At 68.6% G+C, this 14,206-nt stretch carries 12 protein-coding genes; 5 read left to right on the forward strand and 7 right to left on the reverse strand.

Features of this window, described 5'->3' with window-relative positions; genetic code table 11:
• The first annotated feature begins 36 nt into the window (after positions 1-36).
• The 5 genes from J0J01_RS06560 to J0J01_RS06580 all read left to right on the forward strand — a co-directional run bounded on the left by J0J01_RS06560 (position 37) and on the right by J0J01_RS06580 (position 4,568).
• A complete protein-coding gene (locus J0J01_RS06560; RefSeq protein WP_296379437.1) occupies positions 37-1,398 on the forward strand; it encodes an OprD family outer membrane porin in 1,362 nt (453 codons plus the stop codon).
• 178 nt (positions 1,399-1,576) lie between these two features.
• Positions 1,577-1,885 (forward strand): hypothetical protein, encoded by a 309-nt coding sequence (locus tag J0J01_RS06565; protein WP_296379438.1) that lies wholly within the window; start codon positions 1,577-1,579, stop codon positions 1,883-1,885.
• Positions 1,878-2,837 carry a phosphate acetyltransferase gene (locus J0J01_RS06570; protein WP_296379439.1) on the forward strand — a complete coding sequence of 320 codons (960 nt, stop codon included), beginning with the start codon at positions 1,878-1,880 and terminating at the stop codon, positions 2,835-2,837. The genes J0J01_RS06565 and J0J01_RS06570 overlap by 8 nt, the downstream gene beginning before the upstream one ends.
• 3 nt (positions 2,838-2,840) lie before the next feature.
• On the forward strand, positions 2,841-4,013 hold the full coding sequence (locus J0J01_RS06575; protein ID WP_296379440.1) for an acetate/propionate family kinase: 1,173 nt from the start codon (positions 2,841-2,843) through the stop codon (positions 4,011-4,013).
• 312 nt (positions 4,014-4,325) lie between these two features.
• Positions 4,326-4,568, forward strand: a complete 243-nt coding sequence (locus J0J01_RS06580) for a DUF5681 domain-containing protein (RefSeq protein WP_296379441.1) — start codon at positions 4,326-4,328, stop codon at positions 4,566-4,568.
• Here J0J01_RS06580 and J0J01_RS06585 read toward each other — a convergent pair.
• The 7 genes from J0J01_RS06585 to J0J01_RS06615 form a co-directional block, all read right to left on the reverse strand.
• Positions 4,556-6,190, reverse strand: a complete 1,635-nt coding sequence (locus J0J01_RS06585) for a hydantoinase B/oxoprolinase family protein (RefSeq protein ID WP_296379442.1) — start codon at positions 6,188-6,190, stop codon at positions 4,556-4,558. The two genes, J0J01_RS06580 and J0J01_RS06585, sit on opposite strands and share 13 nt — an antisense overlap.
• A 148-nt stretch (positions 6,191-6,338) precedes the next feature.
• Entirely contained in the window at positions 6,339-8,396 is a 2,058-nt protein-coding gene (locus tag J0J01_RS06590) for a hydantoinase/oxoprolinase family protein (protein WP_296379443.1), read from the reverse strand.
• Complete coding sequence (locus tag J0J01_RS06595) at positions 8,393-8,698, reverse strand: DUF6295 family protein (RefSeq protein ID WP_296379444.1); 306 nt, start codon at positions 8,696-8,698, stop codon at positions 8,393-8,395. Before J0J01_RS06595 ends, J0J01_RS06590 begins: the two co-directional genes overlap by 4 nt.
• Before the next feature lie 9 nt (positions 8,699-8,707).
• Positions 8,708-9,469, reverse strand: a complete 762-nt coding sequence (locus J0J01_RS06600; RefSeq protein WP_296379445.1) for a dienelactone hydrolase family protein — start codon at positions 9,467-9,469, stop codon at positions 8,708-8,710.
• 62 nt (positions 9,470-9,531) lie between these two features.
• A complete protein-coding gene (locus J0J01_RS06605) occupies positions 9,532-10,992 on the reverse strand; it encodes a 4-hydroxyphenylacetate 3-hydroxylase N-terminal domain-containing protein (protein ID WP_296379446.1) in 1,461 nt (486 codons plus the stop codon).
• Positions 10,993-12,858 carry a dihydroxy-acid dehydratase gene (locus tag J0J01_RS06610; protein WP_296379447.1) on the reverse strand — a complete coding sequence of 622 codons (1,866 nt, stop codon included), beginning with the start codon at positions 12,856-12,858 and terminating at the stop codon, positions 10,993-10,995.
• 114 nt (positions 12,859-12,972) lie between these two features.
• Entirely contained in the window at positions 12,973-14,133 is a 1,161-nt protein-coding gene (locus J0J01_RS06615; protein ID WP_296379448.1) for a phytanoyl-CoA dioxygenase family protein, read from the reverse strand.
• Between the last annotated feature and the right edge of the window lie 73 nt (positions 14,134-14,206).

Raw genomic sequence — 14,206 nt, forward strand, 5'->3', positions numbered from 1 at the left:
AAGACGATGAAGCAGTATCGGAGGTTCGCTGCGATCATGAGCATGGTCGCGGCGGCGGCCACGGCCACGGCAACATCGGTGCGGGCGCAAAGCGCCAAGCAGGAAGATCCGATCCCCGAGACCCCGCATCAAAGCCTGCTGGCGATCGAGAAGGCTTTCGCCGCGGTCCCGAAGGCGGAACCGACGATGCTGTTTCCCCAGATCCGCGAGCAGCTCAAGGACGCACCGCCCTTCCTGCGCGATGCGAAGGCTGCGATCAACGTGCGCAGCTACTACCGCGACCAGGTGAGCGACGCGTCGACCGGGGCACGCTGGCTGGAGGCGTGGGCAAGCGGCGGCTCGGTAGCCTTCGAGAGCGGCCGGCTGTTCGACCTGATCTCGGGCGGCTTCGTGCTCTACACCTCATTCCCGGTCCATGCGCCGATCGAGCACGACGGCACCGGCCTGCTCAAGCCCGGCCAACAGCAGTACGGCGTGCTCGGCCAGCTCTACGGCAAGGTTCATATCACCGATGACCACGAGATCATCGCCGGGCGCTATCTCTTCGAGACGCCGTTTCTCGGCCCGCAAGACAACCGCATGTCGCCGAAGACCTTCTACGGCTACGTCCTGCGCGGCAGCTTCGGCGGTCCTGACGGAGGTCCGTACTTCCGCTACGGCGGCGGCTATGTCGCCGCCATGAAGGACCGCAATGCGACCGACTTCGTCTCGATGTCGCGCGCGGCAGGAGCGGGCGAGGATCGCGGTACCGGCGTGCTGGGCGGGCTGTTCCGCTGGGGGCCGCTTCGCATCGGCGCGATCGATTACTATGCCCAGGACACGATCAACATCTTCTATACCGAGGCGAAAATCGCGACGGCGCTCGGCTCGGACCTGCTGGCCGCGCTGTCGACGCAGTTCGCCGCTCAGAACAGCACCGGGAGCAACCTGCTGAACGGCGGCACCTATTGGGCCACCAGCGAATTCGGGGCCCAGCTCCAGCTCGGCTACAGATCGGCGATCGCGACCGCGGCCATCACCGCCGTGAATGCGGGCTTCAACATCCAGACGCCGTGGAGCGGCAACCCGTTCTACACCGACGCCCTGATCCAACCCTTCAATCGCGCCGGCGAGACCGCGCTCATGGCCGGCCTGTCCTACGTCGCGACGCCGCTCGGCCTGCCGGGCGTCGGCGCCTCGGTGTTCTACTTTCGCGGCTGGACCCAGGCGCCCGCCTCGGGCGTCCCGGTGCTCGAGGACGAGTGGAACTTCAGTCTCGAATGGCGGCCCAACTGGGACGTGTTGAAGGGCCTGTGGCTGCGCGCACAGTATGGCCAGGCGAGGGTCGACCAGAACAATGTCCGCACCACCGTCGACGAGGTGCGGCTGATCCTGAACTACGGCATCAAGCTCTACTGAGCCAGCTCGAAAGAGCTTGCGGATAAGCGCTCGTGGCGGAGCGCCATTATGGGCAATGGGCCGGGTTTCGCGCGTTGAGTCTCCGGCAGAATTTTCGCGGCCATTGCCCATAATAGGTGCGCGGATCGACTCAGATTATGGTGCCCGCGGTATTCAGCTTGACGCGCAGGATTCCGCCATGTCCAACGATCCGTCTTTCGATTTCCGCCTGGCCAACGGCCGCTTCGCCAAGGGCAGTCCCGACGGTCCCGACGTGGTCCTGAACGGCGAGCTGACGCCGCAGGAGGGCGCGGCCACGGCGCGCGTGCTGATGGCGCATGCCTACGTGGCCGACCTCGACCGCCGCATGACGGCCCTCGAGGAGCACCAGCGCCTGCCCGCACTACCGAAAACAAACGGCGAAACGGTGGGCCGGCGTTCACGGGATCTTCTCGCGGAAGGTCAAGACTCGTCCAGAGCGACTGGCCTAAGGTGCGCCCATGCCTGATCAAGCCGTTCCCGGAAAGCACCACGACAAGTACGAGCGCCTGATCGCGGCGGCGCGCGAGCGCAAGGGCGTCGCGATGGCGGTCGTTCACCCCTGCGACGAGGTCTCGCTCGAGAGCGCGGTCGAGGCGGCGAAGCTCGGCCTGATCCGGCCGATCCTGGTCGGGCCGCCGCATCGCATCCGCGCCGCGGCCGAGAAGACCAAGCTCGATATCTCGCGGTTCGAGCAGGTCGCGTCCGAGCACAGTCACGATTCGGCGGCCAAGGCCGTCCTCCAGGTGAAGGAGGGCAAGGCCGAGGCGCTGATGAAGGGCAGCCTGCACACCGACGAGCTGATGGGCGCCGTGGTGTCGCGCAGCGACGGCATCCGCACCGCGCGCCGCATCAGCCACTGCTTCATCATGGACGTGCCGGGCCACGCCGACGCGCTGATCATCACCGACGCTGCCGTCAACATCGCGCCCGACCTCGAGGCCAAGGTCGACATCGTCCAGAACGCGATCGACCTCGCGCACGCCATGGGTGCGGCCGAGGTGCGGGTCGCCATCCTGAGCGCGATGGAGACGGTCAACCCCAAGGTGCCGTCGACCGTCGAGGCAGCCGCCCTGTGCAAGATGGCCGATAGAGGCCAGATCACCGGCGCGCTGCTCGACGGGCCGCTGGCGCTCGACAATGCGATCAGCCCCGATGCGGCAGCGATCAAGCACATCGTCTCGCCGGTCGCCGGCCGCGCCAACGTGCTGGTGGTGCCCGACCTCGAGGCCGGCAACATGCTGGCCAAGAGCCTTTCTTTCCTGGCCGGCGCCGACGCCGCCGGCATCGTGCTGGGCGCGCGGGTGCCGATCGTGCTGACCAGCCGCGCCGACTCGCTGCCGACCCGGCTCGCCTCCTGCGCCGTCGCCGTGCTGTCCGCCGCGGCGCGCCGGGCTAATGCCAATTCAGTCATCGCCTGACCGATGAGCGGCTGCGTCGCGGTCCTCAACGCCGGCTCCTCGAGCATCAAGTTCGCGATCTACCGGGCGGACGGGCTCGACCTGATGTTCCGCGGCCAGATCGAGCGGATCGGCAGCAAGCCGCGGCTCAGGGTGTTCGATGCCGCGCACAAGCCGGTGGTCGAGCGCGAATGGGCCGGTAACGACCTCGACCATCGCGCCGCCACCGAGGAGATCGTCCGCACCGGCCGCCAGTTAATCGGCGATGCGCAGATCCATGCCGTCGGCCACCGCGTGGCGCATGGCGGGGCCGAGTACGCGGTGCCCGTGCGAGTCGATGCCAAGGTCGTCGAGACGCTGGCCCGGCTGATCCCGCTGGCGCCGCTGCACCAGCCGCACAATCTCGAGCCGATCAGGGTGATCGCCCAGGCGATGCCGGACCTGCCGCAGGTCGCCTGCTTCGACACCGCCTTCCATCGCAGCCAGCCGCCGCTCGCCCAGGCCTTCGCCCTGCCGCGCAAGCTGAGCGAAGAGGGCGTGCGCCGCTACGGCTTCCACGGCCTCAGCTACGAGTTCATCGTCACGCGGCTCCGTGAGCTCGATCCCGCGCTGGCGGCCAGGCGGCTGGTGATCGCCCATCTCGGCAACGGCGCCAGCCTCGCCGCGGTCAGGGACGGCCGCAGCGTCGCCAGCACCATGGGCTTCACCGCGGTCGACGGGCTGATGATGGGCACGCGCACCGGCTCCATCGATCCCGGCGTGATCCTGTACCTGATGGACAGCCGCGGCATGGATGCGCGCGCCGTCGAGTCGCTGATCTACAACGAGTCGGGCCTGCTCGGCGTCTCCGGCCTCTCGTCGGACATGCGCACGCTGCGGCAATTGTCGGCACTCGAGGCGCGCGAGGCGATCGACCTCTTCATATACCGTATCGTTCGCGAGATCGGCTCGATGGCGGCGGCGCTCGGCGGGCTCGACGGTGTGGTCTTCACCGGCGGCATCGGCGAGAACGACGTCGCGACTCGCGCCGAGGTCGCCGCGCAATGCGGATGGCTGGGCCTTGTCCTCGACGAGGCGCGCAACGAGGAAGGCGAGGGCCGCATCAGCGCCGCGTCGTCGTCGATCGCGGCCTGGGTCATCCCGACCGACGAGGAACGCATGATCGCCCGCCACACGATGGCGGTGGTGACGCGCTGACGATCGGATAACAGGGAAATAACAGCGATTTTCACCGTCAGCGGCTCAAGCGAGTGAACGATACGGACGTAACGATTTTCGTGTCGGACGTAATCGGCATGAAATCGGTTCGCCATAGCGTCGCTGTGCTTCCGAAGGGGGATCGAGCCGAAGCGCGGCGGACGAGTCGACGCGTGCCGCGATCATGCCCGGCTAGCGGAAGCCGAAGAGGGGGACATGATGGCGTCGCCTTTCTCAGGGCCGACTCGGGCAGCCGGGACGCGCAAGCCTGTGGGCCGAGCTCCCGCAGGCGAAGACGCGGGACAGTACAAAGTGGGCTACGGCAAGCCGCCGATCGCGTCGCGCTTCAAGAAGGGTATGTCGGGCAATCCCAGAGGCCGCCCGCCGGGGCGGCAACCGCGCGTCGCCGATGAACTGACCGATGAGCAGATCCTGCAGATGGTGAAGGAGCGCAAGCTCACCTGGCTGGCGCTGTTCGACCTGTACCTCGATGAAAAGCTGGCCGAGGAAACGCGCGATCGGGCTGATGGAAGGAGGCCCGCTCAGGGTGAATAGCCGTAGGCCTCGTGCGCGGAGGCGGGCGTGATCACGCCTTCGGCGAGATCGCGCGCCACCGCGTCCGCCGTGCGCTCGTCGGGCGGGCCGTAGCCGCCGGCGCCCGGCGTCACCAGGGCGAACCAATGCCCGGCCTTCAGCACCGCCTGGTCGCCGTCGAAGACGACGCCAGGTCCGCCCTCGACCTTGCCATGGGCGCCCGGGCCGCCGCCGAACAGGCCCCAGCTCCGGGAAAGCTGGCGGGTGAGATCGACCCGCACGCGGCAGTCGTGCGTCGCCTGGTAGACGCGCCGCAAGCCCATACCGCCGCGGTAGCGGCCGACGCCGCCGGAATCGGCGACCAGCTCGTAGCGCATCAGCACCAGCGGGTATTCGATCTCCAGTGCCTCGACCGGCAGGTTCGAGGTGTTGGTGGTATGGACATGCACGCCGTCCAGCCCGTCCTTGAGCGAGCGCGCGCCGCTGCCGCCGCCGATCGTCTCGAGATAGACCCAGGTCGAGCCGGCGCCAGGGGTATTGGGGGGCCGCTTGCCGATGAAGTACGCCACGGTGCAGGCCGAGTTGGAGCAGGCCATGACGCGCTCCGGTACCACCTGCGCCAGCGCCCCCAGGATCATGTCGGCGACCCGCTGGCAGGTCTGCAGGCGGCCGTTGACCGCGGCCGGCGCGGTGCAGTTCAGGATGCTGCCGAGCGGCGCGGTGATCGAGAGCGGCCGCGCCAGCCCGGCATTGGGCAGGATAGAAGGGTCCATCACCGACTTCACCACGTAGTAGGCGGTGGCGAGCAGGGCGGTGTAGGTCATGTTGACGCCGGCGCGCCGCTGCTCGGGCCCCTCGAAGGCGAGCGCCAATTGATCGCCCGTCACCGTGACCTCGACGGCGAGCGGCAGCGGTTCGGGCACTTCCTCGTTGTCGAACACGTCCTCGAAGCGCCAGGTGCCGTCGGGGATCGCCGCGATCGCCGCCCGCATCTTGCGCTCGGCATAGTCCATCAGCGCCTCGCCGGCCGACAGCACGGTCGCCGTGCCGTACTTGGCGGCGAGCGCCTGGAAGCGCTGCACGCCGACCCGGTTGGCCGCCATCTGCGCCCGCAAGTCGGACAGCCGCTCCTTGGGAACCTGGCAATTGAGCAGGATCAGGTCGGCCACGTCCTTCTGCAGCTCGCCGCCGCGATACAGCCGCACCGGCGGGATGCGCAGTCCCTCCTGGTAGATGTGCGCGTGGCCGCGGTCGACGAAGTCGGCGTGGTGCGCCAGGTTCACCGTCCAGGCGACCAGCGTGTTGTCGATGAAGATCGGCTCGGCGATCACGATGTCGGGCAGGTGCGTGCCGCCGCCTTCGTAGGCATCGTTGCCGATGAAGGCGTCGCCCGGCCTGATGTCCTGGGTCGGATAGCGCCGCATGATGTGCGGCACCAGGTCAAGGAAGCTGCCGAGATGGATCGGGATGTGCTCGGCCTGGCAGAGCGTCTCGCCGCGGGCGTTGAACAGCGCCGTCGAGCAGTCGCGCCGCTCCTTGATGTTGGTCGAGTGCGAGGCGCGGATCAGCGTCTCGCCGGTCTCCTCGACGATCGACGCCAGGGCGGCGCCGATCACCTCGACCGTGATGGGATCGACGCTCATCGCGATGTTCCTCCCTGCGCGAAGCGCGGGGAGGTGCCGCCGAAGGCGGCGGAGGGGTCATGAGCCGCCCCACGGTTGGGGCCCATGACCCCTCCGGCCGCTGCGCGGCCACCTCCCCGGCTCCGCCAGGGAGGAAGTCGTGAGGTGCTCATGCGGCCTCCAGGATCAGGTTGAGCCAGCGGTCGACCCGCGCCGTCATGCCGGGCGGCACCAGCGTGGTGGCGTCCATCTGCTCGACGATCGCGGGGCCGGCGAAGCGGTGGCCCGGCCGCAGCCGCTCGCGGGCATAGATCGGCGTCGCGGCGAAACCCTTGGTCTCGGCCAGCCAGACGTCGCGATGGGTCGCGATGGCGCCGGAGGCGTCGGGTCCCGCCTCGGGATGCGTCTTGAGCTCCGCCTTGCGCACCACGCCGTTGGCCTCCAGCCGCAGGGTGACGATCTCGACCGGGTCTTCGTCGGTCGCAAAACCGTAGCGCTGGCGATGCGCCTCGGCAAAGCGTGAGAGGAGAGTGGCCATGGTCGCGCCCTCGTACGCGATGCCCAGCTCGTAGTTCTGGCCGTGATAGCGCATGTCGACGGTGCGGCTGAGCCGCCGGTCGGCGGGCGCGATGCCTTCCTGCTCGAACCAACGTTCGGCTTGTGCGGTGAGAGCGGCGAAGCCCTCGGCGAGCTCGGTTGCCGCGCTGTCCTTGGCCGGCAACAGCCGCGTCACCGCGAAGTCGGCGCGCAGGTCGGTCAGCAGCAGACCCATGGCGCAGAGGATGCCGGGATTGGCGGGCACCAGCACGCAGCGCATGTCGAGCTCGCGGGCGAGCCGCGCGGCGTGCAAGGGCCCTGCGCCGCCGAACGCCATCAGCGTGTAGTGACGAGGGTCGTGGCCGCGCTGCACCGAGATGACACGGATCGCCCGCGCCATGTTCGCGGTGACGACGGAGAGGATGCCCTGCGCGGTCTCCATCAGGCCGAGCCCGAGCCGGTCGGCCAGCCCCTGAACGGCGTCGACGGCGAGCTCGCGGCGGATCGGCATGCGCCCGCCCAGCAGGTGCTCGGGGTTCAGCGTCTGCAGCACCACGTTGGCGTCGGTGACCGCGGGCTCACGGTTGCCCCTGTCGTAGCAGACCGGCCCGGGATCGGCGCCGCAGGAGCGCGGACCGACCTTTAGCAGGCCGCCGGCATCGATATGGGCGATCGAGCCGCCGCCCGCGCCGACGGTGTGGATGTCGAGCATCGGCGCCTTGATCGGATAGCCGTGCACCGTCGCCTCCGAGGCCAATTTGCACTGGCCGTCCTGCAGCAGCGCCACGTCGGTCGAGGTGCCGCCCATGTCGAAGGTGATGAGGTCGGGCATTCCCGCCGCGCGGCCGATCGCCTGCGCGCCGACCACCCCGGTCGAGGGGCCGGACAGCACCGTGCGCACCGGCATGGCCGCGGCTGTCGCAAAGCCGATGACGCCGCCGTTCGATTGCGTGAGATGCGGCGCGGTCGCGAGGCCCAGCGCCTCGAGCCGCTGTTTCAGCCGCTCGATGTAGCCCGCCATGACCGGGCCGAGATAGGCGTTGAGCACCACCGTCGACAGCCGCTCGAACTCGCGGAACTCGGGCGCGATCTCGTGGCCGGCCGAGAGGAAGGCGTCGGGCAGCTCCTCGCGCAGGATGGCGAGCGCGCGCTTCTCGTGATCGGGCCGCACGAAGCCGTAGAGGAAGGACACCGCGACCGCCTTCACACCGGCTGCCTTCAGCCGGCGTGCCGCGGCGCGTACGGCCTCCTCGTCGAGTGCGGTGGCGACGTCGCCGGTATGCAGCACACGCTCCGGCACTTCCAGCCGCAGGTCGCGCGGCACCAGGGTCGGCGGCTTGTCGGCCTGGATGTCGTAGAGATCGGGCCGCTTCTGCCGGCCGATCTCCAGGAGATCGCGGAAGCCTTCGGTGGTGACCAGCCCGGTCTTCACGCCGCGATGCTGGATCAGCGCGTTGGTCGCGACCGTCGTGCCGTGGCCGAAATAGGCGACGACCGACGCCGGCTTGTCGCCTGCGTCGGGCGCTACCCGGCGCAGGCCTTCTTCGACGCCCTGGGCGATGCCGCGCGAGGGATCATCGGGTGTGGACGGGACCTTCCACACCTCGACGCGGCCCTGCTCCTCGTCGAACAGGCAGACGTCGGTGAACGTCCCACCCGAATCGACGCCGACGCGCCAGCGTTGCGTCACGCCGCCCGGACGAGGCTGATGGGCGCGCCCTTGCCGCGCACCTCTGCCTCCTCGAACTCGGCCGCGGCGATCGCGCGGTCCAATGCGGCCCGCAACGCCTTGGCCGATTCGAGGGTGATCTCAACACCGGCGCGGGCGCTGGCGTCGAGGTCGTGGTTGAAGAAGTCGAGCGTAATGACGTCGCCCAGCAAAGCGTGGCGGGCATGGTCATAGGAGACCACGGCCTGCGTCAGCGGGAACCACTCGTCGCCGCGCTTGGCCATGCCTTCGGCTTCGGTGATCTCGACAATCGACGTGCACATGGGCTGCTCCTACTTCCCGAGGTGCTTGCCGAAGAAGCCGAAGACCTTGCTCCAGCCGTCCATTGCCTGCTCGACCCGGTAGAGCGGCCGGTGCCAGTAGAAGAAGCCGTGGCCGGCGCCGTCGTAGCGGTGGAACTCGTAGTTCTTGCCCAGCTTCTTGAGCTCGGCCTCGTGTTGGTTGACCTGCTCGGGGCTGGGCGCGCGGTCGTCGTTGCCGAACAGCCCGAGCAGCGGGCAGTTGAGGTCCTTGGTCATGTCGATCGGCGCGACCGGCGTCTTGGCGTTGAGCTCCTCCTTGCCCATCACGACGCGGCCGCCCCACAGATCGATGCAGGCATCGACGTCCTTCTTCTGGCAGGCATAGATGAAGGCGTGCCGGCCGCCCGAGCAGGAGCCGAACAGGCCGACCTTGCCGTTGTTGCTGGGATTCGCCCGCATCCACGCCACGGCCGCCGCGGTGTCGCCGACCATCTGAGCATCGGCGATGCCGCCCTCGGCGCGCACCTTGGCCGCGACATCGTCGGGATTGGCGTCGCTGCCGCCGCCCTGCTCACGCTGATAGAGATTGGCGCAGATCGCGAGGTAGCCGTGATGGGCGAACCGGCGGGTCGTCTCGATGTAGAGCTCGCTCCAGCCCGGCAGATGATGGATCAGTACGACGCCTGGAAACTTGCCCGAACCCTCGGGCTTGGCCACGTAGGCGGTGATCGGCGTGCCCTTGTCGCCCTTGAGAGTGACGTTCTCGCAGGTCATGCCTCGGTAGAAAGACATCGGTGTTTCCTCCATGCGCGTGGGTCGTGCGGGCGGTATTCGACGGCCTCATGGAGGACGAGTCAATCGGCGCGCCGGCCCCGCGAAAGCATGTCCTTGAGCAGAGCCTGTGAACGCGTCCGGTCGAAGAAGCGCGTGTGCAGCATCTGTTTGTTGCGGGCCGCCGACGTCAGATAGAAGCGCTCATAGAGGAAGCCGCGGCCGCCCAACGCGGAGCCGACGAAGTCCCACGCCAGCCGGAACACCTGGGCGCGCTCGTCGGCGGTGGCGCCGTCGGCGCCGTGCAGCATCTCGTCGATCAGGGGCCGCAGCGTCGGGTCCGCGAGCTCGGCGCGGCTGGGTGTGGTGAGCAGGTTGTGGCTGCCGATCAGGGTAATGATCTCGGCCACCCGCGGCATCCACATCGGCAGGATCGAGCGCATCGGGTCGAGTGCGGCGCCGTTGGGGAACCACACGCCGTCGCTGCGTTCCCGGGCCTGCTCCAGCGACAGCTCGATCGCGTTGGCGGTCAGGCGGACATAAGCCGCGAGCTCGCCCAGCATCTCCGTCGTCGCCGGCGACTGGTCGCCGATCAGCTCGGCCATGCGGGAGGCGAGGCCATAGGCGAATTCGAGCTTGGTCAGGGCACGGATGGACGACTGCGTGACCATGTTGATGTGGTAGCCAGTGTCGCGCAGGGAGTTGTAGATCGCGATGTCGCCGTCGATGAACACGCGGTCCCACGGCACCAGCACGTCGTCGAAGATGCAGAAGGCATCCTGCTCGTCGAAGCGCGATGACAAAGGCTTGTCGAATGGATCGGCGCCCGGCGCCGCCACCGAATCGCGGCAGATGAACTTCAGGCCCGGCGTGTCGAGCGGGATGGCGAAGGCCAGCGCATGTTCCTTCGCGTCGGCCGGCAGGGGCTGGCCGGGATAGACCGTCTGCTCGTCGGCGTAGGGAGCCAGGGTGGCCAGCACCTTGGCGCCGCGCACGATGATGCCGTCGGCCGTCTCGCTGACCTTGCGCACCATCACTTTATTGCCGGCGACCTTGCCGTCGGTGCGCTTGTCGATGGTCGGCTGGATGATGGTATGCGTGAGCGAGACGTCGGCGCGGGCGAGATGGCGCTGGAAGGCGACGATGTTGCGGGCGCCGCGCTCGTTGCGGCCGTCGGCACCGGCCCACACCTTCGGCGCCGAGGCGAAGGCCGCGAACTTCATGTTCATGTAGTCGGGCGTGCGGCCCATGATGCCCATCGAGGCTTCCGACAGCCGCACAAGCCCGGCATGGCGTCGCCACAGGTCGTCCTTCGACCGCGGCGTCATGTGGCTGACGTTCGTCAGCTCACCGCTATCTGGATCCTTGTAGAGACACTCCGACGCGTACTCGTGTTGCCGGTCGTAGAGCGCGGCGAGGCTCTCGGCGCCGCCGCGCAGTTTGGGATGCGCCGTGACGTCGGCGATCTTCTCGCCGTCGACCCAGATCTCCCGTCGGGTCCTGCGCAGACCGTCGAGAAACTGCGAGCCGGTCCGCGCGCCCATCTAGAAGGTCTTGTTGGCTTGCGGCCGGTGCTTGTTCTTCAGCACGAACGTCGACCGCTCGGCCTTGCGCGGCTCGCGCACCCAGACCTCGCGGTTGGGGTGCAGGCCGCCGCCACGCGTCGCCGGCACGGCGGTGGCGCGCGCGCGGTGCAGCAGGCGGGTATCGGCCGCGCCGCAGTTGGGATGGATGCCGCCATTGTCGGCGACGACCTTCTCCCAGGCCGCCTTGCGCTTGGCCAAAGTGGCGGGATCGGTGAGCGCGGTGCAGGTCAGCTCGTTCGTGTTGAGGTCGGCCACGATCTCGTCGCCATCCTCGATGAAGGCGATCGGGCCGCCCAGCGCCGCCTCGGGTCCGACATGGCCGATCACCAGGCCGACCGAGCCGCCGGAGAATCGGGCATCGGTCATCAGCCCCACGGTGATGCCGCGCTCGCGGCACAGCGTGGTGATGCGCGAGGTCGGGTCGAGCATCTCGGGCATGCCCGGTGCGCCGCTCGGACCCTCGTAGCGCACGATCACCATGTCGTGGTTCTGGAACTTCTCGGGATGCCGGTCGAGCGCATCGAGCAGCGCCTGCTCGCCCTCGAAGACGCGCGCCTTGCCGCGGAAGGTGTTGTTCTCCAGCCCGCCCTCGACACCGGCGAGCTTGAGGATCGCCGAGAAGTCGGGCGACAGGTTGCCGCCCAGCACGCGCAGGCCGCCGGTCGGCTTGTAGGGCTTGTCGACGGTGTAGACGACCTTGCCGTCGGCCTTCTTGGAGCCCAGCCGCTCGACCTGCCTGGCCAGCGTCTCGCCGGTGCAGGTCAGCACGTCGCCGTTTAGCAGCCCGGCCTCGAGCAGCTCGCGCACGATCACCTGCACGCCGCCGACCGCGTCGATGTCGACCATCGAATACTTGCCGTAGGGCCGCGCATCGGTGAGCACGGGGACGATATGCTGCGAGAGGTAGTTGAACTCCTCCGGCGTCATGATGTCCTTCCAGAAGTCGCCGTAGCCCGCGGCGCGCGCGATCTCCGGCGCGTGCAGGGTGACGTTGGTCGAGCCGCCGATCGACATGGCGACGATCACCGCGTTGCGGATCGAATCGCGCACCACGATGTCGCGCGGCTTGAGGTCCTTGTCGATCAGGTTGGCCAGCAGGTCGACCAGCTCGCCGGCGAACTGATTGGTGCGTCGCGGGTCGTCGGACGGCGGCGCCACCATGTGCAGCGGCTCCATGCCGACCACGCCGATGAAGGTCTGCATGGTGTTGTAGGTGAACATGCCACCGCAGCTTCCGATGCCGGGGCAGGCATGGCAGGCGATGTGATGGCGGTACTCGGCGTCGGGATGGCCGGCGACCTGGTAGGCGCTGACGATGTCGAGCGCCTCGCCGGTCTTGGGGTCCTTGCCGGGATGGATCGGGCCGTCCGACATGATGATCGAGGGCCGGTTGTGCTCGAGCAGGGCCGACAGGGTGCCGACCGGCGGCTTGTCGCAGGCGACGACCGCGATGGTGCCGAGCAGGCCGGTGGCGCTGAGATGCTCGCACAGCGCGTCGTTGGTCACCTCGCGGCCGATCAGCGAGTAGCGCATCTCGCGCGTGCCGTTGCGGATGCCGTCGGAGGTGGCGATCGTGTACTCGGGCTGCACCAGCCGCAGCTTGAGCTGGCCTTGGCCCGCGCCGACGCGGCTCTTGAGCTTGTCATGGATGGCCTCGACCTTGGCCATGACGCCCAGGTAGCACTGGCTGTCGCCCTTGGTGCCGACGACGCCGATCGACGGTTCATGGATCAGGTCGGGGTCGGTGCCGATCGCACGCGCAATGCCGATTGTCTGCGTGGAGCGGCCGGGATGGCGGTCGATGAGGACGGTGGGCGATTTCATCTGGCAATTTCTCGTGCAGGACGTGTCGCCGTCCTTCTAGCAAAAGACGTCAGAGAAGCGAAATCGCGGGCCTACTCCCTCCGTCGCTTCGGTCGGGACGACGGCGGCAGGCGCTCAAATGAACATGTCGAGCTGGTTGTAGTTCTTGAGCACGCCGGCGCGGGTCGCCTCGTTCCAGCGGTTCTCGTCCTCGCGGCCGGCGAGCGGCCGGTAGACGTAGGCGCGCTCCTGCGGGAAGCGCTGGCGGCGCGCGTCGATCGCGATCTGGAGGATGCGGGTGCGCGCATCGATGCGGGCCTGGTCGTAGGTCTCGGTTTTGCCGGTGAGGCGCCGCGCCGTGACGTTCAGCACGCGCTTGCGCGGGAAGAAGCCCTCGTTGAGCGTGATGCGCCGGTCGAGCGAGCTGTTGGCGAACGAGCCGTGCACCATCTGCCGGTTGGTGACGATGGTGTCGCCGGCGTCGCACAGCATCGGCACGGCGCCCTCGATGCGGTCGGAGCCGGCCTCGGCCACCATCTTCCGGATGTCGGCTTTGCCGCGCCGGTGGCTGCCGGGCAGCACCCAGACGCAGTTCGCCGCCGTGCTGGGATAGAGCTGGGTCATGAAGTTGAAGCCGTGCGCTCCCTGGTCCCAGTCGGGCGCGGTCCAGTGCGTCGTGCCGTCCTGGTGCCAGGCGACCGACGGGCCGAGGCCCGGCTCCTTCACGAAGGTCACTTCGTTGTAGGGCACGAAGTCGTCGCCGAGGATCGAGGCGGCCACGGTCAGCAGGCCGGGATGGCCATAGAGCCGCAGGCAGGCGTCGCTGAGATGGAGGTTGCCGTCGAGCAGCTCGACGGTCCAGGCCGGCGCATCGCCGTCCGGCACAGGCTGCAGCATCTCCGCCGGATGGCGGCCGTTGTTGGCGTCGGTGCCGCCGACCGGATCGCTCAATGGCCGGGCCCAGCGGTAGGGCGGCTTGATGATGCCGTGGTCGATCACCGGCCGGCCGCGGAAGTCGACCGTCGCGTCGGGCGCCACCGGCGCGCGCGACAGCACGGCGTCGATGTCGGCGCGCAGCTCGGCCAGCTCCTCGGGCCCGACGACGCCCTGGAAGACGTAGAAGCCGTGCGTCCCGTACGACTCCACGATCTCCGGCAGCAGCTTGCCGTCGGCGCCGGTGCGGATCGGGCCGCGATTGCCGAGGGCATGGGCGCGCGCTTCGGCGCGGCGGCCGTATTCGCCCATGGCGCGCCCATGGTCGGCGGCACTGAGCGGCGATGCGGTGGCGAGGGACATGTCAGGGCTCCCGGCAAATAGCCTTCCCAGACGATACCGCAGCCGGGGACCGCCGACCAACCCACCTGCCTTA

The organism is Reyranella sp., from assembly GCF_017305915.1.
In the GTDB taxonomy this organism is placed as follows: domain Bacteria; phylum Pseudomonadota; class Alphaproteobacteria; order Reyranellales; family Reyranellaceae; genus Reyranella.

Excerpts from the sequence above, each read along its gene's own strand:
- J0J01_RS06610 (WP_296379447.1), bottom strand. The coding sequence starts at position 12,858 with ATGAAATCGCCCACCGTCCTCATCGACCGCCATCCCGGCCGCTCCACG.
- J0J01_RS06570 (WP_296379439.1), top strand. The coding sequence starts at position 1,878 with ATGCCTGATCAAGCCGTTCCCGGAAAGCACCACGACAAGTACGAGCGC.
- J0J01_RS06595 (WP_296379444.1), bottom strand. The coding sequence starts at position 8,698 with ATGTGCACGTCGATTGTCGAGATCACCGAAGCCGAAGGCATGGCCAAG.
- J0J01_RS06560 (WP_296379437.1), top strand. The coding sequence starts at position 37 with ATGAGCATGGTCGCGGCGGCGGCCACGGCCACGGCAACATCGGTGCGG.
- J0J01_RS06605 (WP_296379446.1), bottom strand. The coding sequence starts at position 10,992 with ATGGGCGCGCGGACCGGCTCGCAGTTTCTCGACGGTCTGCGCAGGACC.
- J0J01_RS06600 (WP_296379445.1), bottom strand. The coding sequence starts at position 9,469 with ATGTCTTTCTACCGAGGCATGACCTGCGAGAACGTCACTCTCAAGGGC.
- J0J01_RS06585 (WP_296379442.1), bottom strand. The coding sequence starts at position 6,190 with ATGAGCGTCGATCCCATCACGGTCGAGGTGATCGGCGCCGCCCTGGCG.
- J0J01_RS06615 (WP_296379448.1), bottom strand. The coding sequence starts at position 14,133 with ATGTCCCTCGCCACCGCATCGCCGCTCAGTGCCGCCGACCATGGGCGC.
- J0J01_RS06575 (WP_296379440.1), top strand. The coding sequence starts at position 2,841 with ATGAGCGGCTGCGTCGCGGTCCTCAACGCCGGCTCCTCGAGCATCAAG.
- J0J01_RS06565 (WP_296379438.1), top strand. The coding sequence starts at position 1,577 with ATGTCCAACGATCCGTCTTTCGATTTCCGCCTGGCCAACGGCCGCTTC.